General features: G+C 68.2%; 20 protein-coding genes. 11 read left to right on the forward strand and 9 right to left on the reverse strand.

The genetic code is table 11. The features are described from left to right. Window positions 1–57: 57 nt before the first annotated feature. The 3 genes from IEV96_RS04720 to sucB all read left to right on the forward strand — a co-directional run bounded on the left by IEV96_RS04720 (window position 58) and on the right by sucB (window position 4,657). Window positions 58–1,554, forward strand: coding sequence for a leucyl aminopeptidase (locus IEV96_RS04720; protein WP_188509520.1), 1,497 nt, complete (start codon window positions 58–60; stop codon window positions 1,552–1,554). A gap of 95 nt (window positions 1,555–1,649) precedes the next feature. Next, entirely contained in the window at window positions 1,650–3,023 is a 1,374-nt protein-coding gene (gene lpdA / locus IEV96_RS04725) for a dihydrolipoyl dehydrogenase (protein WP_188509521.1), read from the forward strand. Between the two features lie 83 nt (window positions 3,024–3,106). Further along, window positions 3,107–4,657, forward strand: a complete 1,551-nt coding sequence (gene sucB / locus IEV96_RS04730; RefSeq protein ID WP_188509522.1) for a 2-oxoglutarate dehydrogenase, E2 component, dihydrolipoamide succinyltransferase — start codon at window positions 3,107–3,109, stop codon at window positions 4,655–4,657. 36 nt (window positions 4,658–4,693) lie between these two features. Here sucB and IEV96_RS04735 read toward each other — a convergent pair whose 3' ends face one another. Further along, entirely contained in the window at window positions 4,694–6,217 is a 1,524-nt protein-coding gene (locus tag IEV96_RS04735) for a protein kinase domain-containing protein (protein ID WP_188509523.1), read from the reverse strand. A 130-nt stretch (window positions 6,218–6,347) separates the two neighbouring features. Between IEV96_RS04735 and IEV96_RS04740 the strand changes: the two genes are divergently transcribed. After that, window positions 6,348–7,058 (forward strand): DUF4191 domain-containing protein, encoded by a 711-nt coding sequence (locus tag IEV96_RS04740; RefSeq protein ID WP_188509524.1) that lies wholly within the window; start codon window positions 6,348–6,350, stop codon window positions 7,056–7,058. Window positions 7,059–7,362: 304 nt separating this feature from the next. On the opposite strand, the gene IEV96_RS04745 is transcribed toward IEV96_RS04740, so the two are convergent. Further along, window positions 7,363–7,800 carry an RDD family protein gene (locus IEV96_RS04745; protein ID WP_188509525.1) on the reverse strand — a complete coding sequence of 146 codons (438 nt, stop codon included), beginning with the start codon at window positions 7,798–7,800 and terminating at the stop codon, window positions 7,363–7,365. 136 nt (window positions 7,801–7,936) lie between these two features. Between IEV96_RS04745 and glnA the strand changes: the two genes are divergently transcribed. Then, a complete protein-coding gene (glnA, locus tag IEV96_RS04750; protein ID WP_188509526.1) occupies window positions 7,937–9,361 on the forward strand; it encodes a type I glutamate--ammonia ligase in 1,425 nt (474 codons plus the stop codon). A gap of 173 nt (window positions 9,362–9,534) precedes the next feature. Here glnA and IEV96_RS04755 read toward each other — a convergent pair whose 3' ends face one another. The 6 genes from IEV96_RS04755 to IEV96_RS04780 form a co-directional block, all read right to left on the reverse strand. Further along, a complete protein-coding gene (locus IEV96_RS04755; RefSeq protein ID WP_188509527.1) occupies window positions 9,535–9,981 on the reverse strand; it encodes a nitroreductase family deazaflavin-dependent oxidoreductase in 447 nt (148 codons plus the stop codon). A 96-nt stretch (window positions 9,982–10,077) separates the two neighbouring features. Continuing rightward, on the reverse strand, window positions 10,078–11,514 hold the full coding sequence (locus IEV96_RS04760) for a UDP-glucose dehydrogenase family protein (protein ID WP_188509528.1): 1,437 nt from the start codon (window positions 11,512–11,514) through the stop codon (window positions 10,078–10,080). Between the two features lie 56 nt (window positions 11,515–11,570). After that, window positions 11,571–13,064 (reverse strand): glycosyl hydrolase, encoded by a 1,494-nt coding sequence (locus IEV96_RS04765; protein WP_188509529.1) that lies wholly within the window; start codon window positions 13,062–13,064, stop codon window positions 11,571–11,573. Next, window positions 13,051–14,631, reverse strand: coding sequence for a glycosyltransferase family 2 protein (locus tag IEV96_RS04770; RefSeq protein ID WP_188509530.1), 1,581 nt, complete (start codon window positions 14,629–14,631; stop codon window positions 13,051–13,053). Before IEV96_RS04770 ends, IEV96_RS04765 begins: the two co-directional genes overlap by 14 nt. 570 nt (window positions 14,632–15,201) lie before the next feature. After that, entirely contained in the window at window positions 15,202–18,147 is a 2,946-nt protein-coding gene (locus tag IEV96_RS04775; protein ID WP_188509531.1) for a bifunctional [glutamine synthetase] adenylyltransferase/[glutamine synthetase]-adenylyl-L-tyrosine phosphorylase, read from the reverse strand. 27 nt (window positions 18,148–18,174) lie between these two features. After that, on the reverse strand, window positions 18,175–19,512 hold the full coding sequence (locus tag IEV96_RS04780; RefSeq protein ID WP_188509532.1) for a glutamine synthetase family protein: 1,338 nt from the start codon (window positions 19,510–19,512) through the stop codon (window positions 18,175–18,177). Window positions 19,513–19,618: 106 nt separating this feature from the next. Between IEV96_RS04780 and IEV96_RS04785 the strand changes: the two genes are divergently transcribed. Together IEV96_RS04785 and panB are read left to right on the forward strand one after the other, a co-directional pair. Continuing rightward, entirely contained in the window at window positions 19,619–19,972 is a 354-nt protein-coding gene (locus IEV96_RS04785) for a hypothetical protein (protein WP_188509533.1), read from the forward strand. 43 nt (window positions 19,973–20,015) lie between these two features. Then, window positions 20,016–20,831, forward strand: coding sequence for a 3-methyl-2-oxobutanoate hydroxymethyltransferase (gene panB / locus IEV96_RS04790; protein ID WP_188509534.1), 816 nt, complete (start codon window positions 20,016–20,018; stop codon window positions 20,829–20,831). A 4-nt stretch (window positions 20,832–20,835) separates the two neighbouring features. Here panB and IEV96_RS04795 read toward each other — a convergent pair whose 3' ends face one another. Next, window positions 20,836–21,006 (reverse strand): methionine aminopeptidase, encoded by a 171-nt coding sequence (locus IEV96_RS04795; RefSeq protein WP_188509535.1) that lies wholly within the window; start codon window positions 21,004–21,006, stop codon window positions 20,836–20,838. Between the two features lie 80 nt (window positions 21,007–21,086). Here IEV96_RS04795 and map point away from each other — a divergent pair, with 80 nt between their 5' ends. The 4 genes from map (at window position 21,087) to kdpA (ending at window position 25,014) form a co-directional block, all read left to right on the forward strand. After that, the gene (gene map, locus IEV96_RS04800) at window positions 21,087–21,956 is read left to right on the forward strand and encodes a type I methionyl aminopeptidase (RefSeq protein WP_188509536.1); all 870 of its coding nucleotides are present in this window, start codon (window positions 21,087–21,089) and stop codon (window positions 21,954–21,956) included. Window positions 21,957–21,980: 24 nt separating this feature from the next. Continuing rightward, window positions 21,981–22,745: a polyphosphate--glucose phosphotransferase gene (gene ppgK / locus IEV96_RS04805; protein ID WP_188509537.1), complete on the forward strand. Its 765-nt coding sequence runs from the start codon at window positions 21,981–21,983 to the stop codon at window positions 22,743–22,745. A gap of 503 nt (window positions 22,746–23,248) precedes the next feature. After that, the gene (gene kdpF, locus IEV96_RS16590) at window positions 23,249–23,338 is read left to right on the forward strand and encodes a K(+)-transporting ATPase subunit F (RefSeq protein WP_194425753.1); all 90 of its coding nucleotides are present in this window, start codon (window positions 23,249–23,251) and stop codon (window positions 23,336–23,338) included. Continuing rightward, on the forward strand, window positions 23,338–25,014 hold the full coding sequence (kdpA, locus tag IEV96_RS04815) for a potassium-transporting ATPase subunit KdpA (RefSeq protein WP_188509539.1): 1,677 nt from the start codon (window positions 23,338–23,340) through the stop codon (window positions 25,012–25,014). The genes kdpF and kdpA overlap by 1 nt, the downstream gene beginning before the upstream one ends. The last annotated feature ends 2 nt before the right edge of the window (window positions 25,015–25,016 follow it).

Below are 25,016 nucleotides of genomic sequence, written 5' to 3' on the forward strand. Positions count from 1 at the left end.
CGCCGGGTGATGCTCACAGCGAACAGGGCCGTCGCACCGCATGGTTACGATTAGACAATGACTGTTGCGGCGCTGAGCGTCTCCCCCGAACCCGTTCTTTCCATCGCCGCCGACGTTCTGGTCGTCGCGGTCGCGTCCTCCGAGGCCGGGCCGACACTGCTGTCCGACCTGCCCGAGGTGCTCGAGCTGCAGGGCTCGCTCGCCGCCATCGGCGTGACCGGGGCCGTCGACGAGATCACCCGCCTGCCCTTCGCGGCCGGAGGGACGACGAGCATCGCGCTCGTCGGCGTGGGAAGCGCCACCCTCCCGGTCGATGCGCTGCGCGCCGCGAGCGGCACTGCCGCACGCCAGCTCCGGGGCATCGACTCGCTCCTGATCGCATTGCCCGTCGCGAGCGACGACGAGCTGCTCGCCGTGCTCGAGGGCGCCGCCCTCGGGTCCTACGCCTACACCCAGTACCGGTCGTCGACCCTCGAGTCGACCAAGCTGCCGGCCGCGGCGATCATCGTCGCGAGCGCGCACCGGTCCGACGCCGACCTGGTCGCGCGGGCGACGATCGTCGCGACCGCCGTGCACACCGTGCGCGACCTCGTGAACGCGCCGCCGCGCGACCTGTACCCGGAGACCCTCGCCGACGCGACGGTGGCCCACGCGGCACACGCCGCAATCGACGTCACCGTCTACGACGAAGCGGCCCTCGTCGACGGCGGCTTCGGCGGCATCCTGAGCGTGGGGCAGGGTTCGTCCCGCGCACCGCGTCTGGTCAAGGTCTCCTACAACCCCGCCGGGGCCCGCAAGCACCTCGCCCTCGTCGGCAAGGGCATCACGTTCGACTCCGGCGGACTCTCGCTCAAGCCCGCCGCGTCCATGCTCACCATGAAGACCGACATGACGGGCGCCGCCACGGTGATGGCCGTCGCCGTCGCGGCCGCCGACCTCGCGCTGCCGGTCAGGATCACGGCCTGGATGTGCATCGCCGAGAACCTACCCTCGGGCACCGCCACCCGCCCCGATGACGTCGTGCGCATCTACGGCGGAAAAACCGTCGAGAACCTGAACACCGACGCCGAGGGCCGCATCGTGCTCGCCGACGGACTCGTGGCGGCGAGCGAGGAGAACCCCGACGCGATCATCGACGTGGCGACGCTCACCGGCGCCCAGGTGGTGGCCCTCGGAAACCGCACCACCGGCGTGATGGGCGACGAGCAGCTCGTCGAGCGCGTGGTCGCGACCGCGAAGACCGTGGGCGAGCCGTTCTGGCCGATGCCCATCCCCGGCGAGATGCGCGCACTGCTCAACTCCGACATCGCCGACATCGCGAATGTCAAGCCGGGCAACACTGCGGGCGGAATGCTCGTGGCGGCCTCGTTCCTGCGCGACTTCGTCGGCACGACCGGCGAGGGCGACGACAAGCGCCAGATCCCGTGGGCGCACCTCGACATCGCCGGTCCCTCGTACAACTCGGCGGGCGGCTACGGCTTCACCGGCAAAGGCGCGACGGGTGTAACTGTACGAACCCTGATCGCCGTGGCAGAGGACTTTTCACGCGCGTAGTACAGTCATAAGGGCGGGTATTTCCGCCCCCGGCGGTCGAGTGCACACCAGCGCGCGAGCCGTCCCACATCCTGAAACACCAAGGGAGTTGCCGAGTGTCGGAACAGAATTTTGACCTTGTGATCCTGGGCGGCGGAAGCGGTGGCTATGCAGCCGCGCTTCGCGCGAGTCAGCTCGGACTGTCCGTAGGCCTCATCGAGAAGAACAAGCTCGGCGGAACGTGCCTGCACGTGGGCTGCATCCCCACGAAGGCGCTGTTGCACTCGGCGGAGGTCGCCGACGTCACCCGCGAGGCGGCCAAGTACGGCGTCACCGCCGAATTCGGCGGCATCGACATCTCCGCAGTCACCGCGTACCGCCAGGGCATCGTCGCCAGCAAGTACAAGGGACTCCAGGGACTGATCAAGGCACGCGGCATCACGGTCATCGAGGGTTCCGGCCGTCTCGTCTCCCCGCACAGCGTGCAGGTCGGCGACGACGTGATCACCGGCAAGAACGTCATCCTCGCCACCGGCTCGTACTCCCGCTCGCTCCCCGGTCTCGAGATCGGCGGCCGCGTCATCACCTCCGAGCAGGCACTCGAGCTCGACTTCGTGCCGAAGAAGGTCATCGTCCTCGGCGGCGGCGTCATCGGTGTCGAGTTCTCCAGCGTGTGGAAGAGCTGGGGCGTCGACGTGCAGATCGTCGAAGCCCTCCCCCATCTCGTGCCGAACGAGGACGAGGCGATCAGCAAGCAGTTCGAGCGCGCCTTCCGTAAGCGCGGCATCAACTTCAGCCTGGGTGTGCGCTTCCAGAGCGTGACCCAGAACGACCAGGGCGTTGTCGTGACCCTCGAAGACGGACAGACCTTCGAAGCCGAGCTGCTGCTCGTCGCCGTCGGTCGCGGACCCGTCACCGCGAACCTCGGCTACGAAGAGGCCGGCGTCACCGTCGACCGTGGCTTCGTCATCACCAACGAACGCCTTGAGACGAGCGTGCCCGGCGTGTACGCCGTCGGCGACATCGTTCCCGGCCTCCAGCTCGCGCACCGCGGATTCCAGCAGGGAATCTTCGTCGCCGAAGAAATCGCCGGCCTGTCGCCCATCGTGATCGACGACCTCAACATCCCGAAGGTCACCTACAGTGACCCGGAGGTCGCATCCATCGGCTACTCGGAGGCCAAGGCCGCCGACAAGTTCGGTGCGGACAAGATCACGTCCTACGACTACAACCTCGCGGGAAACGGCAAGAGCCACATCATCGGCACCGCCGGGTCGGTCAAGGTCGTGCGAGTCAACGACGGCCCCATCGTCGGTGTCCACATGATCGGCGCCCGCGTCGGCGAACTGATCGGAGAGGCCCAGCTCGCAGTGAACTGGGAGGCCTACCCCGAAGACATCGCCCCGCTCATCCACGCGCACCCGACCCAGAACGAGGCACTCGGCGAAGCCTTCCTCGCACTGGCCGGAAAGCCGCTGCACGCACTCTAAGAAAAAATCGGGCCACGCCAATCCGGCGTGACTCAGAACTAAGCTGGCTAGAACAAGTTTTTGGTTACTAAGGAGCATCACTGATGAGCGAATCCGTCAACCTCCCGGCACTCGGCGAGAGTGTTACCGAGGGCACGGTCACCCGCTGGTTGAAGAAAGTGGGCGACCGGGTCGAGGTCGACGAGCCTCTGCTCGAGGTTTCGACCGACAAGGTCGACACCGAGATCCCATCGCCCGTCGCCGGCGTGATCGAGGCCATCCTGGTTCAGGAGGACGAGACCGTCGAGGTCGGAACCGCCCTGGTGACCATCGGATCGGGCGAGGCACCCGCCGAGCCCGAGGCGCCCGCCGCACCCGCAGAGGCCGAGGCCCCCGCGGCCCCCGCCGAGCCAGCAGCTCCCGCCGAGACCCAGGTCGAGGCACCGCAGCCAGAAGACGCCGCCCCGGCCGAATCGGCCGCACCCGCAGAAGAGGTTCCGTCGACCGAGGCGCCCGCGCCCGGCCAGACTGATGAGGCCGCCGAGGCTCCCGAGCCCGAGCCGGTTGACCCCGCTCCCGCCGCAGAGGCAGAGCCGGCACCGACCGAGGCCGCTCCAGAGCCGGCTTCGACGCCCGAGCCCGCTCCGGCAGCCACCCCGGCTCCCGCAGCAGCCCCGGCACCCGCAGCAGCTCCGGCAGCAGCACCGGCCCCGGCAGCAGCACCGGCCCCGTCAGCAGAGCCCGCCCCGGCCCTCACCGCCAACGCCGGCTACGTCACCCCGATCGTGCGCAAGCTCGCCAACGACCGTGGCATCGACCTGTCGACGCTGAGCGGCACGGGCGTCGGCGGACGCATCCGCAAGCAGGACGTTCTCGCGGCCGTCGCCGCTCCGACCGAGGCTCCCGCCGCGGCATCGGCTCCGGCGCTCGAGACCTCGCCGCTGCGCGGCACGACGGTCCCGATGTCACGACTGCGCAAGGTCATCGCCGAGCGCGCCGTCATCTCGATGCAGGCTTCGGCCCAGCTGACCAGCGTTGTCGAGGTGGATGTCACGAAGGTGGCGGCCTTCCGCGACCAGGTGAAAGCGAACTTCCAGGAGAAGGCGGGCGTCAAGCTCTCCTTCCTGCCGTTCTTCGCCCTCGCCGCCGCTGAGGCGCTCAAGGCGTACCCGATCGTCAACGCGACGATCGACGGCGACACCATCGTGTACCCGGCGCACGAGAACATCTCCATCGCCGTCGACACCGAGCGCGGCCTGTTGACCCCGGTCATCAAGGACGCGGCGTCGCTCGACCTGGCCGGCATCGCCAACCAGATCGCCGACCTCGCCGCCCGCACCCGCGACAACAAGCTCAAGCCCGACGAGCTCGCCGGCGGCACGTTCACGCTGACCAACACCGGTTCGCGCGGCGCGCTGTTCGACACCCCGATCGTGTTCCTCCCGCAGAGCGCCATCCTCGGAACCGGAATCGTCGCGAAGAAGCCCGTGGTCGTCTCCCACGACGGCGTAGACTCGATCGCCATCCGCTCCATGGTCTACCTCGCGCTGTCGTACGATCACCGCATCGTCGACGGAGCAGACGCGGCCCGCTTCCTCGTCGCGGTGAAGAACCGTCTCGAGGGCGGCGACTTCGCCGGAGTACTCGGCGTCTGAGCCCCGACAATCGGAACCTGAAAGGTCACTGCGGCGTCACTCGTCGAAGTAGTCCCTGATCCGCCAACCGGCCTCGCCCCTCATCACGAGGGCCGAGGCCGGTTGCGTTTCCGGCACGTCGCCGAGGTCGAGCAGCGCCGAGTCGCCCAGCCGTTCGACCAGCACGGGGCCCTCGGCGCTGATCGCGGCATCCGAGGTCTGTTCACCACCCGCCTGCAGCGCACGGACGACCGCCGCGTCGCGCTCCATCGCTGCGGATCCTGCCTGGGCGACGCCGTCGAGGCACAGCACCGAGATCTCCCGCAGGCAACGGTCGCGTTCGTCCAACAGGACGACGATCGCGGCGACCGGGTCGTCGCCGAGCACGACCTCGCCGACCGGCGCTACGCCGTCGTCGCCCCGCGCGTCATCGCCCCGCGCTTCGTCGTTCCCCCGCGCGTCATCGCTTCCCCGCGCGTCATCGCCCGGAACGGCGCCGTCGGGTGGCGCCGCCGAAGCGCCCGTGTCCGCCGACTCGACCCGTTCGGACTGCTGCCCGCCCGGCTCCGCCCGGGTGTCGCCGGTCGGAATGGCGAGTGCGGCCACCAGCAGGCTGACCGCCATCCCGGCGGCCGCGACCCAGACCCCTCGTCGCACGCCGCGCGTACGGACGGCGAGAGCGCGGGCCGCCGCGACAAGGCGGGTCGTGACGGTGACTCCGCCCGGCGCGTCGACGGCCGCGGCGGGGCGACGCGGCTGGGCTGCCGTCACGGGCGGGGAGCCGTCGTCGCGCATCCGCACCGGCTGCGCCTCGGCGAGGTCGAACAGCGCGTCGCTCAGCCTCGCGGTGAAGTCGTCGGCGGACTGCGGGGCCCGCTCGAGCCACGACTCGATGCCGCGGGCGCCCGGGTGCTCCACCCGTTCGAGCACGGCGCCGACGAGGCGCGCCAGCTGCACCCGGTCATCGAGCACCTCCGGGTGCGCGGCGAGAGCGGCGGGCGGAAGCGCGGCCTCGATACGGGTCGCGTGTCCGAGGCCGGCGAGCACCGGGGCGCCCGACTGCCGGAACAGCACCCGCGGGAGACGGATGTCGCGGTGCACGAACCCGGCGGCGTGCAACGCCTCGACCGCCGCCACGAGGGGTGCGAGGATCGTGACCGCCTCCCCCGCCGCCAGGCTCGAGCGGTTCGCCACCAGCCCGGCGAGCGTTCCGGCGGCGCAGCGCTCGACCACGAGGCAGGGGCGGCCGTCGGGCGCGGTGGCGATGTCGATGAGCCGCAGCACGTGCGGGTGGGAGACGGCGGCGAGTGCGGCTACCTCGACGTCGATGCGCTCGGCCGGGATGCCGGGCCGGTACACCTTCACCGCGGCCGCGCGGCGCGGTTCGTCGTCTGCCGCGGTGTCGGCGTGCCCGAGGTGCACGACCGCCGACCGTCCCTCGCCGAGCACGCGCACCAGGCGGTAGCCGCCGACCCGCTGCTGCCCGTCGTGGCGTGTGCCCCACGGTCGCTCCGCAGCCGACCGCGCCGGACGCTCGTCGGCCGGGCGTACCAGATCGTTGGGTCGAGGGTGTCTGCGCACCCGTAAATCCTGTCGCGCCATCCTGCGCGACGGCGGCGCGGCATCCGAATCGGGGGCTTATCGCTGGCAGCGGAAAGGTGGAGGACAGGGTGACGTTTTGCCGTGCTGATCTGCCCGTATCCTTATACCCATGGCACGCACCAAAAAAGACCCGAACAAGGAACCAGGCCGCATCAAGCAGATGTGGCAGGTTCTGCAGATGACCCGGCGATACGACTCGCTCGCCGTCTGGTACCTCGCTCTCGCTTTCCTGCTCCCCGTACTGCTCGGTGTCGCCCTGGCGTTCCTGTTCTCGAACCCCACCGACCAGATCATCGGCTTCGTGCTGTTCATCATCGCGGGCCTGCTCGGTGGACTGCTCGCCTTCCTCATCGTTCTCGGCCGCCGCGCCGAGAAGGCCGCGTACTCGCAGATCGCCGGCCAGCCCGGCGCCGTCGGGGCCGTGCTGAAGAGCTCGCTGCGCCGCGGTTGGGCCGCGAGCGAGATGCCCGTCGCGGTCAGTCCGAAGACACAGGACGCCGTCTACCGCGCCGTGGGCAGGGGCGGCATCGTGCTCATCGGCGAGGGACCCCGCAGCCGCACCCAGCGCATGCTCGACGACGAGCGCCGCTCAGTGGTGCGCATGCTGCCGAACGTGCCCGTCAACTTCGTCTACGTCGGCCCCGACCCCGAGTCGGTGCCACTGCACAAGCTCGCCGGCAGGCTCAACAAGTTCAAGACGGCCCTGCGCAAGCCCGAGATCCTCGCGGTGAGCAACCGGCTGAACTCGCTCGGCAAGAACCAGCTGCCGATCCCCAAGGGAATCGACCCGTTCAAGGTGCGCTCGAGCCGACCGCGCTAGTCGCCGCCGAGAAGGGCCCCGTTCCGACTGGAACGGGGCCCTTTCTGGTCGTCGCCGTTCATGATTCAGGATGAACCGGGGCGGACCTCGGGCGACGCGCGGTATACCGGGGTTCGCGCGGGCCGTCGGCGCATCCGCCCTGAATCCCGAACCGTCGCCGTCGCCGTCACCCCGTCCCTTTCGGAAGCTCAGGGAACGGCGTCGCCGACCGGCGAAGCGCCCGCGGGAATACGCGGAGCCACGAAGCGCCACCGACGGCGACGCCTGAATTTCCGAAATGGCGCGGGGCGTGCGGGGGTGGGTGCTAGCGGCGCACGAGGACCGTGCCGGCGAGGCGGTCGTGCATGCCGCGCTGGTCGCGGTCCCAGATGACGGCGGGGATGAAGAGGCAGAGCAGGGCGGTGCGGATGACCGGCTTGAGAACGCCGATCCAGCCCGAGTTGAGCGGCACGACGCGCATGCCGAGGGCGAGGTGGCCCAGGCTGCCGCCCAGGGTCGGGATGAACAGCACCTGCAGGAGCGCGAAGGCGATGAGCGTCGCCGTCGGGTTCGACGCTCCGAGACGCTCGAGCACGGTCTCGCCCGACGTGAAGAAGACCACCGAGATCGTGGTGGCGATGGCCCAGTCGAGGGCGACCGCGATGAGTCGTCGCGGGGCCCGGGCGATGGATCGGGGGCCCTGTTGTGGAAGACCGAGTCGCTTTCCCGGCCAATCTGTGGCGGGGCTTGACTGAGTCGGCATCCGATAATCCTAAACTGGAATACGCTCGTAACACGCCGGAAACAATTGTGTCACCCCGGCGAAATGCCTTACCTCTACCCTCGACAGTGGCTGCGAACGCAGTCCACCCCGCACCAAGCTCATTGGAGTACCTCACATGTTCAGTGATTCTTCCGAAGTGCTCAAGTTCATCAAGGACACTGACGTCAAGTTCCTTGATATTCGCTTCACCGACCTTCCCGGCGTGCAGCAGCATTTCAACATCCCCGCGTCTACCGTCGATGAGGAGTTCTTCTCCGTCGGCCAGCTCTTCGATGGCTCGTCGATCCGCGGTTTCGCGTCGATCCACGAATCCGACATGCAGCTCATCCCCGACGTGACGACGGCCTACCTCGACCCCTTCCGCGTCGAGCGCACGCTCATCATGATCTTCGACATCTACAACCCCCGCAGCGGCGAGATCTACGCCCGCGACCCGCGCCAGGTTGCCAAGAAGGCCGAGAAGTACCTCGTCTCCACCGGCATCGCCGACACCGCGTTCTTCGCCCCCGAGGCCGAGTTCTACATCTTCGACGACGTGCGTTACGAAGTGAAGCAGAACACGAGCTTCTACTCGGTCGACTCCGAAGAGGGCGCCTGGAACTCGGGCCGCGTCGAAGAAGGCGGAAACCTCGCCAACAAGACCCCCTTCAAGGGCGGCTACTTCCCCGTCAGCCCCGTCGACAAGCAGGCCGACCTGCGCGACGACATCAGCCTCAAGCTGATCGACGCCGGCCTCATCCTCGAGCGCGCTCACCACGAGGTGGGAACCGGCGGCCAGGCCGAGATCAACTACCGCTTCGACACCATGGTGCACGCGGCCGACGACATCCTGAAGTTCAAGTACATCGTCAAGAACACCGCCGAGCAGTGGGGCAAGACGGCGACGTTTATGCCGAAGCCGCTCTTCGGCGACAACGGCTCGGGCATGCACACCCACCAGTCGCTGTGGAACGGCTCGACGCCGCTCTTCTACGACGAGGCCGGCTACGGCGGACTCAGCGACATCGCGCGCTGGTACATCGGTGGACTGCTCAAGCACGCCCCCGCGGTTCTCGCGTTCACGAACCCGACGCTGAACTCGTACCGTCGTCTCATCCCCGGATTCGAAGCCCCCGTGAACCTGGTCTACTCGGCCGGCAACCGTTCGGCATCGATCCGCATCCCGATCACGGGCACGAACCCGAAGGCCAAGCGCATCGAGTTCCGCGCGCCCGACGCCTCCGGCAACCCGTACCTCGCCTTCGCCGCCCAGCTCATGGCCGGCCTCGACGGAATCAAGAACAAGATCGAGCCGCACGAGCCCGTCGACAAGGACCTCTACGAGCTTCCCCCCGAGGAAGCAAAGAACATCCCGCAGGTTCCCGCGTCGCTCGAGGACGCCCTCAAGGCCCTCGAAGCAGACCACGAGTTCCTCACCGCGGGTGGCGTGTTCACGAACGACCTGATCGAGACCTGGATCACGTACAAGCGTGAGAAGGAGATCATCCCGGCCGCACAGCGTCCGACGCCGTTCGAGTACGAGCTCTACTACAGCGTCTAAACCCCGCTGACACGAAAGGCCGCATCCCCGTCGGGGGTGCGGCCTTTTGCGTTGTGCCGGTTCGTCGTTCAGGACGGATGCGCCGCAACGCCGCCCCCGCCGCGGGTTACCGCGCGTGGGAGGTGCCCGCGCCCCGGTTCATCCGGAATCACGGACGCCGCCGGTCTCGACGCTCAGGCGGCGGGGTCGAACGGCTCCAGTACGAAGACCGGGATGAGCCGCTCGGTCTTGCGTGCGTAGGCGGCGTAGTCGGGATATGCGGCAACGGCGCGCTGCCACCAGAGGTCGCGTTCCTCCCCCTGCGCCTCGTGGGCGAGGTAGTCGCGCTTGTGCGCACCGTCTTGCAGTTCTACGTGCGGGTGGGCGACGACGTTGTAGTACCAGACCGGATGTTCCGGTGCACCGCCGAGCGATGCGACGACCGCGTAGCGGCCCTCGTGTTCGACGCGCATCAGCGGGCTCTTGCGCAGCAGCCCCGTCTTCGCGCCGACAGTGGTGAGCAGCACGATCGGCATCCCCCGCAGGGTCGCCGAACGCTGTCCCCCGCTGGCCTCGAAGTCCTCGGCCTGGCGGCGTGACGCTCGGGATGTTCCGGGCGCATAGTCTCCTTCGAGCGGCATGGGCTCTCCTCTCGCCTTTTCTCCCGACACTACCGCCCGGGAACGGCGGAAGGCCGCATCCTCGCGAACGAGGATGCGGCCTTCCGAGCGGGGTGACTAGCGCGCCGCGACCAGAGTGCGCAGCGGGCCGGTCGTGACGGGCACCGACGGGGCCGCGACGGGGGCGGGGCGGCCGAGGGCACGGAAGTCCCAGCCGGCTCCGCGCCAGGCGTCGGCGTCGAGGCAGTTGCGGGCGTCGATCACCACGGGGGTGTTGACGAGCTCGTGCATCTTGACCGGGTCGGCGTCGACGAACTCGGCCCACTCGGTGAGCACGAGCAGGGCGTCGGCGTCGGCGACCGCGTCTTCCATGTTGTCCACGTAGGTGAGCGTGGGGAACATGGCCTTGGCGGTGGCGCCGGCCTCCGGGTCGAAGACCACGACCTGCGCGCCGCGCAGGTGCAGCGCGGCGGCCACGTTGAGGGCCGGCGAGTCGCGCACGTCGTCGGTGTGCGGCTTGAAGGCCGCGCCGAGAACGCCGATGCGGCGGTTCAGCACGGATCCGCCGAGCGCCGAGAGGGCCAGGTCGATCACACGCTGGCGCTGGCCCATGTTGATCTCGTCGACCTGCTGCATGAGCGAGGCGGCCGAGTAGGCGCCGAGTTCGCTCGAACGGTACATCAGCGCGCGGATGTCCTTCGGCAGGCAGCCGCCGCCGAAGCCGAGGCCGGCGTTGAGGAACTGGCGTCCGATGCGCACGTCGTGGCCGAGCGCGTCGGCGAGCACCGACACGTCCGCCCCGGCGGCTTCACAGACCTCGGCGATGGCGTTGATGAACGAGATCTTCGTGGCGAGGAACGCGTTGGCGCTCACCTTCACGAGCTCGGCCGTCGGCAGGTCGCAGGCGATCACCGGGGTGCCGGTGGCGATCGGCATGGCGTAGACGACGCGCATGAGCGCCTCGGCCTGCTCGGAGGCACCGCCGAACACGATGCGGTCGGGGGCCAGCGTGTCCATGACCGCCTTGCCCTCGCGCAGGAACTCGGGGTTCCAGATCAGCTCGGCGCTGACGCCGTCCGGCAGCGCGCCGGCGACGATCTCGCGCAGGCGCATTCCGGTGCCCACGGGCACGGTCGACTTGCCGACGATCAGGCCGTCGTGGGTCATGCTCGACGCGACCGCCGAGGTGGCGTCCTCGACGAACTTCAGGTTGGCGGCGTTGCTGCCGCGCTGCTGGGGCGTGCCGACGCAGATGAAGTGCACGTCGGACATTGCGGTGGCTTCGGCGATGTCGGTCGTGAAGCGCAGTCGGCCGCTCTGCACGTGCTTGACGATCAGCTCGGGGAGCCCGGGCTCGAAGAACGGGACCTTGCCGGCGCTGAGCGCTTCGACCTTCTTCGGGTCGACGTCGACGCCAACGACCTCGAAGCCCATCTCGGCCATGGCGGCGGCGTGGGTCGCCCCCAGGTAGCCGGTGCCGATCACGCTGATACGGGGTGGTGTTGCCTTGCGGTCCTGGGGCGTGTTCTTGGTGGATTCTGTCTTGGCATTCATGGTGAACCTCCCTGATTTCTCTGCGTGATGTGAACGGTGGTTTGTGGATGAGTCGGTCATGGTGTGGGAATCGGAGTCAGGTTGAAGTTGTCCTCCGGTCTGAGGATCCCCGCCTTGAACGCTTCGAGACTCTCTGGCCGCGAGTCGATGCGCCAGTCGTTGGTTGCCAGTTCGCCCTCGGTGTAGCTGGTGACCGCGAGGTTGAACCAGCCGAGACCGACGATGTCGGCATTCTTCGGATCGGCGAGGGCGTCGAAGACCGAGGTGATCCACTTGGCCTTTTTGCCGCCGACCTCGGACGCGCCGATCTCCGCCAACACGATCGGCTTGTCGCTGATCTTGCGCAGCTGGTCGAGCGTGGAGCCGAACGTGTAGTCGAAGGTGAAGTTGTTGTCGGCCTTGTACGCGGGACGCAGGTAGCCGGAGACTCCGACCCAGTCGACGTACTCGTCACCCGGGTAGAGCGAGGTGAGGAACTCGACGCTCTTGTTCGCGGCGGGCAGGTTGTTCACGATGTTCGGCGCCCAGGTCCAGATGACGAGGTTGTTCGCACCCTCCTGTTCGAAGATGTCGTGCACGTGCTGCCAGGTCTTGACGTAGTCGCCGACACGGTTGCCGTTGATCGGCTCGCCCTTGCCGGTCGTCTCCGACCAGGGGTACCAGACGCCGTTCATTTCGTGGTCGAAACGGATGGCGAGAGGAAGTCCCGTGGCGACGATGTCCTTCGCGTACTGGCGGATGTACTCGTCGTATTTCCCGGGGGTTCCGGTTGCCGGGTCGCCGATGATGGCGGGGAGCTGGTAGTCGGGTTCGTCCACCTGGCTGTTCGGCGAACCGATGGGACGCGACTCCCAGGTGAGCATCGGGAGTTGGTTCCGGTCCCAAGCCCGCGTGACGGCGTTCGCGCGGAACGTCTCGTCCCAGCCGCTGAAGTAGCCGACCATGCTCGGCTCGTTGCCGAGCTTCGTCGCGACCTCGTCGTAGGTGGCCCAGTTGAAGGGTGCCTGCGTCGTGTAGAGACCGAGGTAGCGCGAGGTGGGGTTGACGATCTGCGCCTTGGTCGGGATGACGACGGGCTCTTCGACCGGTGCCGCGACGACGGGGGCCGGGGTCTTCACCGGCGCCTTGACCGGGGTCGGTGTCTTGGCCGGAGTCTTGGCCGGCATCTTGGCCGGAGTCTTCGACACGGGCGGGTTGTTGTCTTTGACCACGGGGGCGGTCTCGACGGTGACCTCTGCGAGCTTGCGCTGGGTCGACTCGAGCTGGGTGGAGAGGCGGGCCAGCTGGCCGTTCTTTTCGTCCATCTTCGACTCGAGCTCGACCGTGCGGCTGAGCAGCCGGTTGCGCTCCTGCTTCATGTCGGCGACGGTGGCCGGGTCGACGACCGCGGCGGTCACCGAGTCACGCACTTCGGCGATCGGGTTGGCGGGCGACATCCAGACGAAGTAGCAGACCGCGATGAGGGCGAGTGCGATGGCGCTCGCGCCGAGCGTCGTGCGTCGTGCGCTGGACGTGCTCGACGCCCACCACGAGGAATTAGACCTGGACAAGAAGTACCGCCTCTACGAAGAAAATGGTGAAGCCGATGAGATAAGGGAACGCCGCCTTGGGGTTGAGACGACGCCGGGGAGTTGTCTGTCGCATGACAGGCTTCTGAACATTGGGTCGGATGGCCTCCGCGCGACGCTCCGCGACCAGTACGCTGCCCGGTTGGGCGTCGTACCCGGTCGCCTCGCCCGCGGAATGCGCGGGGGCGGATGTTGCCCACGACGAATCGATATCGCCGAGGTCGACCTGGCTCGTCGGAGCGAGGTGGCCGGGGTTGTCGACGGCCTGTTCGCGCGACGCATCCGTCGCGTCATCCTGTCCTCCACCGGCGTAGGCGCCGGCTCGCGTTCCCCAGCCGCTCGCGTGGCCCATGCGGAAGAAGCCGATGAGACGCACGGGCATAAGGAAGAAGGTGGAGGCGAGGATGAAGATCGGCAGGCGGAAGAAGTCGGAGGGCTTCTCGCCGAGGTGGCGCATCTGCCGGATTCCCATGCTGAGAACGGAGGACACGACCATGAGCCCCACGATCCAGAGCAGTCCCGACTGCACGCCGTACTCGCTCAGCAGTCCCTCGTAGAAGTTGTAGCCCTGGCCGGTGACGGCGCGGTAGGCCCAGCCGCCGATGACGCCGGCGAGCAGGAAGGGAAGGATGATGTCCATCACGAAGAACAGGGCGAGCAGCGGAGCGTGACCGAGCATCCACGGCAGCATGCGCAGCGTGTTGTACTGACTGCCGCGGGCCCAGCGCAGCTGCTGCTTGAAGAGCTTCTTGATCTGCAGCGGAGCGTCGGTGTAGACGAGGCTCGTGTGCTGGTAGACCGTGCGGTAGCCCTCTTTCAGCGTGAGGTTGGTCAGCGTGCGGTCGTCGGAGACCTCGAGGAAGACGCCCATAAAGCGCTCGGTCATGAACTTGTCCATGACCGTCATCAGGATCGAACGGCGGAAGGCGATCGTGCGGCCGGGGAGGCAGCCGACCTGGCCCATGACGCTCTGCGCGGGCATGGAGTACAGCGACCGCGAGTTCTCGAGCCAGTCGGCCCAGCGGGTGATCCAGGAGCGCTCCGGCTCGAGGATGCGCTGGCGGGTGGTGACACCGCCGACGCGGGCGTCGGCGAACGGCTTGACGAGTTCGTCGAGCGCGTTGGGCATCCACACGGTGTCGGAGTCGACGAGCACCGTGATGTCGCCCTTCGACAGGTTGGTGCCGATCATCACGGCGTTGCGCTTGCCGGGGATTGGGGTGTGCACCCAGCGGACGAGCGGCGCGTACTCGTCGCACACGGCCTGCAGCGCCGGGTTCTCGGCGCCGTTGATGACGACGATGATCTCGCCCGGCTTCTGCTCGACCATGCGCTCGATGACGTCGCGGAACAGGTCGAGGGGCTCGTCGACCACCGGTACGACGACGCTGGTGGTGCCGGTGTAGGTGCCGGTGAACGGGCGGTACTGGCGTGAGACGAGCACCTTGATGATCCACAGGATCCAGATGCAGGCGGAGTACACCGTGAACAGGTAGAGCTCCGGGTGACCCTCGATGAGGTGGCGGATCTGAAGAATGAAAATGAACAAAGGTCCCCCAGTGTGCTGTGGCTTTTATGAACTTCCACAGCATTGGGGAATTGGAATGTCGCGCTTCGGGTATGGCAAGTATGTGTGCCGTGAACGGGGGCCGCAAGGCGATTTCGGCGGCGTGCGTAGCGGCGCGAAACGGTGAACGCCGACAGCTGCGAAAGCCTCAGTTGAGCGCTGTCCTCGCTTTGGGGGACTCACGATTCGTGCCCGACGGATGACACGGAAACCAGCGTTCTCCGCGGCCGGCCGGGCACCCGGTGAACGACGTCAGACCCGCGTTTCCGCGGGCGCCACCTCGCCGGACCGGCGCGACGGACCATCGCGGGAGGCCCACGCTCGCGCGTTCGCCTGGACCCTTTTGGGGGGCGAAATCACGAAACGGGGTACAAGCCTCTCAGGCTATTTTCAGGGTCAGGAACGGTCGAAAAATCGGCCAAAAAATATTTTCCTCAGTGAATGCGTACGCATCATTCCTGTGATGGCGGTCGAGAAGGCGCACGAAAATTGCGTGAGAATGCTCTCATCCGCGCCGTGTGGGACCGATCGGCGCGAAGCGCGGAGGCGGGCTCAGGTGGAGTACGGGCCGGTTTTCGTCGGTGAACCGTAAAACTCACGCTCGAAAACGTGCCGGGCCAGCCGGGTCGTGCGCAGATAGTCTTCCTCGAGCTGCGAAGCCGCGCCGGGCGGATACTCGAGCAGTCGCGCGATCCCCTCGAGCTGCGGGCGGTCGGTGGGCAGCACGTCGGCCGTCTTCGAGCTCCAGAGGGTGATCGCGCTGCGCGCCCGCGATGCGAACACCCACGCGTCGTGGAGTTTGGCGGCGTCCTGCTGGGCCACCAGCCCGGCCTCCACGGCGTGCGCGAGGGCGGCGAGGGTGGAGGTCGTGCGCAGCCCGGGGTGCGCCGCACCGTGCTGGATCTGCACGAGCTGGACGAACCACTCGACGTCGCTCAACGACCCTCGGCCGAGTTTGAGGTGCCGGGCGGGGTCGGCCGCCTGGGGAAGCCGCTCGGACTCGATGCGCGCCTTGATGCGCTTGATCTCGCGCACATCCTGCTCGCTGAGGGCCGACGGGAAGCGAACCTCGTCGGCGAGCGACTCGAAGGCCTCGATGAGAGGCCCGTCGCCGACCACACCGCGCGCGCGGAGGAGCGCCTGAGCCTCCCAGGTGAGCGACCAGCGGGCGTAGTACGCGCGGTACGACTCGAGCGACCGCACGATGGCGCCGTTCTTGCCCTCCGGCCGCAGACCTGCGTCGAGGTCGAGCGGCGTGCGCAGGTCTTCGGTGAGCCGGGAGAGCGAGCGCACGATGTTCTCGGCGCGCGACTGCGCCTCGGCATCGGTGGCACCCGCCGGGCGGTAGACGTACATCACGTCGGCATCGGAGCCGAAGCCCAGCTCCCCTCCCCCGTATCGGCCCATGGCGATGATCGCGAACTCGATGCCGTCGCCGTAGCGGTGCGCGATCGCGAGGACACCCGTGAGGATGGCGGTGGTGATGTCGGAGAGGCCGGCGCCGAGTTCCTCGACGGTGATGGTGCCGAGGATGGCGCTCATGGCGAGCCGCAGGATTTCGCGTCGCCGCGCGGTGCGCAGAACGAGAGCCGCGTCATCCGCATTGTCCGGGTGTCGGGAGACCGTCGCGCGCGCCTCGTCGAGAAGCACAGACAGGGGGCGCGGGCGCAGCTCGCTGTCGTTCTCCAGCCACGCCGCCGCCTCGGGGATGCGCTCGAAGAGGTCGCCGACGAACCGCGACCCGGAGAGCACGTGCGTCAGTCGCTGTGCGGCCGCCGACGAGTCGCGCAGCATGCGCAGGAACCAGTAGGCCTCCCCCAGATCGTCGCTGAGGCGTCGGAAGGCCAGCAGCCCGTGGTCGGGGTCGGCGCCCTCGGCGAACCACTGCAGCATGACCGGCAGCAGGTTGCGTTGGATGGTCGCGCGACGCGAGACCCCGCCGGTGAGCGCGGCGATGTGGCGCAGGGCGCCCGCCGGGTCGCGGAAGCCGATGGCGGCTAGCCGGGCGGTGGCCTGCTCGCTGCTGAGCGCGAGTCCGTCCTCGGGCAGGGCGGCGACCGCCGACAGCAGCGGGCGGTAGAACAGTCGTTCGTGCAGGCGGCGCACGGCGTTCTTGGTGCGCTTCCACTGCTCGGAGAGCTCGGTGCCGCTCGGTGACACCCGGCTCGCGCGGGCGAGCACGCGCAGCGCGTCCGGGTCGGTGGGCATGATGTGGGTGCGGCTGAGCTTCGTGAGCTGCAGCCGGTGCTCAAGCAGTCTCAGGAAGCGGTAGTCGCGCGAGAACTCGGCGGCCTCGACGCGGCCGATGTAGCCCTGGTCGGCGAGTGCCGTGAGTGCCGGCAGCGTCGCGCCCTGCCGCACGGCGGGGTCGGCCTGACCGTGCACGAGCTGCAGCAGCTGGATCGTGAATTCGACGTCGCGCAGGCCGCCCGGGCCGAGTTTGAGCTGCACATCGAGCTCGTCGCGCGGGATGTTGTGGGTGACGCGCTCGCGCATGCGCTGTACCGAGTCGACGAAGCCCGCGCGGCTCGCGCTCGACCAGACGAGGGGCGCGACGGCCTCGGCGTATCGCGCGCCGAGCTCGGGGTCGCCGGCGAGCGGGCGGGCCTTGAGCAGGGCCTGGAATTCCCAGCTCTTCGCCCAGCGGTCGTAGTAGGCGAGGTGCGACTCGAGCGTGCGTACGAGAGCGCCGTCCTTGCCCTCGGGGCGCAGGTTGGCGTCGACCTCCCAGAGTTCCGGTTCGAACGCCGTCTCATGGATGCCGCGCATGGTCTCCATCGCCAGACGCGTGGCGATCTCGACGGCGCGGTCATTGGCGAGGCCGTCCGCGGCCTCGGCGACGAAGATCACGTCGACGTCGCTCACGTAGTTGAGCTCGCGCGCGCCGGCCTTCCCCATGCCGATGACGGCCAGCCGCGTTCGCTCCACGTCGGCGGCGGGGAATCCCACCGAGCCGCGGGCGATCGCGATGGACGCGTCGAGGGCGGCCGCGGCGAGATCGGCCAGGGCGGCGGCCACCACGGAGACGGCCGCGAGCGGGTCGTTCTGTTCCAGGTCCCAGACGGTCAGCTGCAGCAGGTGCCTGCGGTAGCGCACGCGCAGCGCGGTGACCGCCGCGTCGACGTCGAGTCCCTCGGTCGCGCCGAGGATGTCCGCGCTGTACTCGGTGACCGACAGCGGCCGCGCGACGGGATCCAGCAGCGCGTCGAGTTCGGCCGGGCGGCGCAACAGGAAGTCGCCGAGCCCGGCGGAGGCGCCGAGAACCCGGACGAGCCGGGAGGCGGCCGCGCGATCGGCAAGCACCTTCTCCACCTGCGCCGGAGCGTTCTCGCGCAGGCGGCAGAGCGCGAGCAGCGCCTGGTCGGGGTCGGCGGCGGCCGCGAACAGCGGCGTGACCGGCTCGGCCAGGCCGTCGAACTCGGTCAGCCGCTGCCGCGAGGTCTCGAGGTCCGCGAATCCGAGCCGGGCCAGGTCAGTCAGCGTCGTCTGATGGCGCATGCTTGCCTCTACTTACAACAGGTCGGCCTACAGGATTTCGAGATTGCTCTCCAACTCGTACGGAGTGACCTGAGCGCGGTATTCCTGCCACTCGCGACGCTTGTTCAGCAGTACGTAGTTGAAGACCTGCTCGCCGAGGGTCTCGGCGACGAGCTCCGAGTCCTCCATGAGCGAGACGGCATGGTCGAGGCTGGTCGGCAGCTGGCTGTAGCCGAGCGCGCGGCGTTCGGCGTCGGTCAGCTCCCAGACGTTGTCCTCGGCCTCGGGCGGGAGCTCGTAGCCCTCCTCGATGCCCTTGAGCCCCGCCGCGAGAAGCAGGGAGTAGGCGAGGTAGGGGTTGGCGGCCGAGTCGATCGCGCGGTATTCGACGCGGGCGCTCTGGCCCTTGTTGGGCTTGTACAGCGGCACGCGCACGAGCGCCGACCGGTTGTTGTGGCCCCAGGTCACGAAGCTCGGGGCCTCGTCGCCGCCCCAGAGGCGCTTGTACGAGTTGACGAACTGGTTGGTGACGGCGGTGATCTCCGGCGCGTGCTTGAGCAGGCCCGCGACGAACTGGCGGCCGATCTTCGAGAGCTGGTAGTGACCGCTGGCATCGTAGAACGCGTTGCTGTCGCCCTCGAACAGCGAGAGGTGCGTGTGCATGCCGCTGCCGGGCTGGTCGCTCATCGGCTTCGGCATAAACGTGGCATACACGCCCTGCTCGATCGCGACCTCTTTGATCACGGTGCGGAAGGTCATGATGTTGTCGGCCGTGGTGAGCGCGTCCGCGTAGCGCAGGTCAATCTCGTTCTGCCCTGGGCCGGCCTCGTGGTGGCTGAACTCCACCGAGATGCCGAGGTCTTCGAGCATGCGCACCGAGCGGCGGCGGAAGTCGTGCGCCGTGCCGCCGGGAACGTTGTCGAAGAAGCCGGCCGAGTCGACGGGCTCGGGCCTGCCGCCCTTGAGCTTCGACGACTTGAGGAGGTAGAACTCGATTTCCGGATGCGTGTAGAACGTGAATCCGCGATCCGCGGCCTTCGCGAGGGTGCGCTTGAGCACGTGGCGGGGGTCGGAGACGGCCGGCTGGCCGTCCGGGGTGGTGATGTCGCAGAACATGCGGGCGGTCGGGTCGATCTCGCCGCGCCAGGGAAGAATCTGGAAGGTCGTGGGGTCGGGCTGGGCGAGCATGTCGGCCTCGTAGGCGCGGGTGAAGCCCTCGATAGCCGAGCCGTCGAAGCCGAGTCCCTCGGCGAACGCGCCCTCGACCTCGGCCGGCGCGATCGCGACGCTCTTCAGGGTCCCGACGACGTCGGTGAACCATAGGCGGATGAACTTGATGCCTCGTTCTTCAATGGTTCGAAGAACGAAGTCCCGCTGCTTGTCCATCCGGCTCCTCATGTTGGTTCTGGGGGTGGTCGTTTACGCGCTCTCAGGCTACTGGCTCCGCCACCTCTCCGCTTGGCGCCCGGCCGGGTGGCCTTACACTTCGATAATGGCTAAGCCCGTTGCATCCAGAACCAGAGCCTCGGCGAAAGCCTCGACGAAGCGGGCCCGTCCGACCAGGGCGATCGTCATCCTCTACCTCGTCTACGCAATCGTGTTCGTGGGCGTCGCGTTCTACACGGTGCTGCACCTCGTGTTCTTCGGCTTCTCGGGCGACCCGGTCGGCATCGACCTCGGCGCGGCCCTGCTGCTGCCCCTCGTCTGGATCGTCGGACTGCTGCGCACCGTGAAACTGCGCGACCGGCCGACCGCGGCCCTCACGTGGGGCTACAGCGTCATCGCCCTGCTCGTGATCGCGCTCATCGTCGACACGTTCTGGTTCCAGCCGATCCTCGCCGGCTGACGCGGCCCGGGGGACGTCCGCGCGGCGAAGCTAGACTTGCCGAATGGCAGAGCAGGCAGTCAAACGCGTCCGTACCCGGCACTTTCAGAACGCCAAAGAGAACGGGATCAAGATCACCGGCCTCACGAGCTACGACCAGCTCACGGCGACCATCTTCGACGAGGCCGGCATCGACTTCCTCCTCGTGGGCGACTCCGCGGGCAACACGGTCTTCGGCCACGACACGACGCTGCCGGTGACCGTCGACGAGCTCATCCCGTTGGCCAGGGCTGTGGCGGGTTCGGCCAAGCGGGCCTTCGTGGTCGCCGACATGCCGTTCGGCTCGTATGAGACCAGCCCCGACGAGGCCCTGCACACCGCGTTCCGCTTTATGAAGGAGACCGGCGCCCACGCCGTCAAGCTCGAGGGCGGCGTGCGCAGTGCCGAGCAGATCCGCCGCATCGTGTCGGCCGGCATCCCCGTCATGGCGCACATCGGGTTCACACCGCAGAGCGAACACGGACTCGGCGGCCACATGATCCAGGGCCGCGGCGAGGGTGCAGAGGCGCTGCTCGCCGACGCCCGCGCCGTCGAAGAGGCCGGAGCGTTCGCTGTCGTACTCGAGATGGTGCCGTCGGCCATCGCCGCCCGGGTCACCGAGGAGCTGCGCATCCCGACCATCGGCGTCGGCGCGGGACCGCACGTCGACGGGCAGTTGCTCGTCTGGACCGACTGGGCCGGCCTCTCGACGGGACGCATCCCGAAGTTCGTCCGCCAGTACGCCGATCTCAAGGGCGTCCTCGCCGACGCGACGAAGGCCTACATCGCCGACGTCGGCTCCACCGCGTACCCCGCGCCGGAGCACGAGTACCCGGAATAGACCGCTAGCGGTTCTGCGCCTCTTCTTCGGCCCATTTGCGGGCGCGCTCGGCGATGATCTGCGGGGCGCGCGCGGCGTCTTCACGCGTCGCGAAGGGGCCGTCGCGGTCGGAACCGAGCGACTGAGCGCCCTCTTCCACTTCGCCGGTCTTGTTGTTGTACCACCACTCGGTCATCGCTGCTCCTGTCGGTCGTTCTCCCTCCAGACTATGCCCGTCGCGGCGGGCGCCGCCGCACGGAACCTAGACTGGTCGGCATGCCTAGGGACAGTAACGGACACCTCATACCCGGACGGATCTCACCTCCGAGGAGCGTGCCGAACGAGATCGCGCGACCCGAGTACGTGGGCAAGAAGGCGCCGAAGAACCACGCGGGTGGTGACGTCTACCCCGCAGCATCCATCGATCTGATCCGCGAATCGAGCATCATCGCGGCGCAGGCCATCCAGGCCGTCGGTCGCGCGGTGCGGCCTGGCATCACGACCGACGAGCTCGACCGGATCGGCCACGACTTCGTGGTCGCGGCCGGTGCCTACCCGTCGTGCCTCGGCTACCGCGGCTTCCCCAAGTCGGTGTGCACCTCGCTCAACGAGGTGATCTGCCACGGCATCCCCGACGACACCGTGCTCGAAGACGGCGACATCATCAACATCGACATCACCGCCTACAAGAACGGCTTCCACGGCGACAGCAACGTGACGTTCCTCGTCGGCGAGGTCTCCGCAGAGGTGGTCGACCTCGTCGAGCGCACCCGGGAATCGCTCAACCGCGGCATCAAGGCGGTCGCTCCCGGTCGCGCTGTCAACGTGATCGGCCGGGCCATCGAGTCGTACGCCAAGCGCTTCGACCTCGGCGTCGTGCGGGACTTCACCGGGCACGGCGTGGGCGCGGCCTTCCACTCGGGCCTGATCATCCCCCACTACGACTCGGCGCCGCGCTTCGACGACGAGATCGTCGAGAACATGGTGTTCACGATCGAGCCGATGCTCACCCTCGGCGGCTCGCCCGCGTGGGAGATGTGGGCCGACGGCTGGACGGTCGTCACCGAGGACCGCAGCTGGACGGCGCAGTTCGAGCACACCCTGGTCGTCACCGAGCGCGGCGCCGAGGTGCTGACGCTGCCCTAGCCGGCACTCAACTAGGCTGAGAGTATGACAACGGCGCTGGGTATCGACATTGGTGGAACCGGAATCAAGGGAGCCATCGTCGATGTCGACAGTGGCGAACTGCTGAGCGAGCGCGTGAAGCTGGCGACACCGGCCGGCGGAGAGCCGGAGGCCATCCTCGCCACCGTCGTCGAGATCATCGAGGCCCTCGGCGGGGTCGCCGCCGACGTGCCGCTCGGCGTGTGTTTCCCGGCGATCGTGAAGAACGGCAAGACGCTGTCCGCCGCGAACGTGTCGCAGAAGTGGATCGGCCTCGACGCCGAAGCGCTGTTCGAGAAGACGCTGGGTCGGGACATCACCTTCGTCAACGATGCGGATGCGGCCGGAGTAGCCGAGGTGCGCTTCGGGGCCGCGAAGGGTGTCGACGGTCTCGTCATCCTCACGACGCTCGGCACCGGAATCGGTTCGGCGATGATCTACGACGGAGTGCTCATCCCCAACTCGGAGCTCGGCCACCTCGAGATCGGCGGCAAGGACGCCGAGACCCGCGCCTCGTACGCCGCCAAGGAGCGCTCGCGCATGACCTACGAGAAGTGGGCGACGAAGCGGCTGCAGCGCTACTACTCGGCCGTCGAGTTCCTCTTCTCCCCCGACCTGTTCATCGTGGGCGGCGGCGTCTCGAAGAGCCACGAGCAGTTCCTCCCCCTGCTGAAGCTCACGACGCCGATCGTTCCCGCCAAGCTGCGCAACAACGCCGGCATCCTGGGCGCCGCCGCCCTCGCCGTGAAGAAGCCCGAGGGCATCGCGTAGTCCGCGCCGCGCGGTTCTCACCCGCGGTCTCGGCCGCCCGTCTCGACGGGTTGCTGCGCGTCAGTTGCGCCGTTCGGGGCAACTGCCGCGGATAAGTGCCCCACACGGCGCAACTCGCGACCCACGCCGGCGCGCACGAGCCGTTCGCACCCGCCGGTTTCGGAAATTCAGGCGACGCCGTCGATGGCGCGCTGCCCTGCCGCGGAATGGTGCGGGCGGGGTGCGCGGGGCGCATCCGGAGTCCTGAGTTTGCGAAAGGGGCGGCGGGGTCGCGCACGGCTCCCGTTAGGGAATGGCCGCCGGGCGTTAGGAAACCGTGAGGACGCGTCAGCGCGCCCGAATGCGGGTGTTGCATCCCTATGTGGCCAAGCCACCGGTGCGCGCTCGGAAGCGCGTGCCGCGGAAACGCAGCTGGAGGCATTCGTGCTCGATATCGCATTCATTCTCGGCGTGGTAGTGCTCGTCGCTATCGTCGCCCTCGTGGGCTGGGGGGCGCAGAAACTGTGATCGTCTTTACAGTCGCCGGCCTCGTGCTGGCCTTCGCCGCCATCGGCTACCTCGTGTACGCCCTCGTGAAGCCGGAGCGGTTCTGATGTCGCCCGCCTGGGCGGCCATCGCCGTCATCGCCACCATCGTGGCCATCCTCGCGCTCATCCACCGCCCCCTCGGCGGCTACATGGCGCGCGTCTACACGACCACCAGAAACCTCGGGGCAGAGAAGCTGATCTACCGCGTCGTCGGCGTCAGCCCCGCCGTCGAGCAGAGCTGGCAGGTCTACCTGCGCAGCGTGCTCGCGTTCAGCGCCGTCGGCATCATCGCCGTCTACCTCGTGCAGCGCCTGCAGTCCGTGCTGCCGTTCGCTCTCGGCCTGCCGCCCGTCGAGGAGTCGCTCGCGTTCAACACCGCGATCAGCTTCGTGACGAACACCAACTGGCAGAGCTACTCCCCCGAGCAGACCATGGGCTACACGGTGCAGCTCGCCGGTCTCGCCGTGCAGAACTTCGTGTCGGCGGCGGTCGGCCTCGCCGTCGCCGTTGCGCTGATCCGCGGGTTCGCCCGCACGAAGTCGGGAACGCTCGGCAACTTCTGGGTCGACCTCACCCGCGGTGTCGTGCGCATCCTGCTTCCGCTGTCGGCGGTCGCCGCGGTGCTGCTGGTCGCGGGAGGTGTCATCCAGAACCTCAACGGCTTCACGGATGCGGCCACCCTGACCGGCGGCACACAGTCGCTGCCCGGCGGACCCGTCGCGTCCCAGGAGGCCATCAAGCTGCTCGGCACCAACGGCGGCGGCTTCTTCAACGCGAATTCCGCGCACCCGTTCGAGAACCCGGGCGGGCTCACTAACCTGCTGGAGCTCGTGCTCATGTTCGCCATCCCGACCGCGCTCACCCGCACCTTCGGCATCATGGTCGGCGACCGCCGCCAGGGGTACGCCGTGCTCGCCACGATGGGCGTCATCGCCATCGCGAGCGTGTCGCTGCTCATCGTGGCGGAGACCGCCGGCGCCGGATCGGCCCCCGCGGCCGCCGGCGGCGCGATGGAGGGCAAGGAGACCCGCTACGGCCCCATCCTCTCGGCGATCTTCGGCGCCTTCTCGACGCTCACCTCCACCGGCGCCGTCAACTCGATGCACGACAGCTTCACGGCGTTCGGCGGCGCGATCACGATGATCAACATGATGCTCGGCGAGGTCGCCCCAGGCGGTGTCGGTTCGGGCCTCTACGGCATCCTCGTGATGGCGATCATCGCGGTGTTCGTCGCCGGCCTGATGGTCGGACGCACCCCCGAGTACCTCGGCAAGCGCATCGGCCGACGCGAGATGACGTTCGCGAGCCTGTACATCCTCACGACGCCGGCCGTCGTGCTGGCCGGTACCGCGCTCAGCTTCGCGATCCCCGCGGTGCGCGACGGCGTCGAGAACGTCTCCATGGCGAACTCGGGCCTGCACGGCTTCAGCGAGGTGCTCTACGCGTTCACCTCGGCGGGCAACAACAACGGCTCGGCCTTCGCCGGACTGACCGCCAACACCCCGTGGTTCAACACCGCGCTGGGAGTGGCCATGCTGCTCGGCCGGCTGCTGCCCATCGTGTTCGTGCTCGCCCTCGCCGGCTCGCTCGCGGCGCAAGACAGGGTTCCGGTCACCGCCGGCACGCTGCCCACCCACAAACCCCTCTTCGTAGGTCTGCTCGTCGGCGTGATCGTCATCGTCAGCGCGCTCACCTACTTCCCCGTTCTCGCGCTGGGTCCCCTGGCGGAAGGGCTGCTGTAGAC

This window comes from Conyzicola nivalis, from assembly GCF_014639655.1.
Lineage (GTDB): Bacteria > Actinomycetota > Actinomycetes > Actinomycetales > Microbacteriaceae > Conyzicola > Conyzicola nivalis.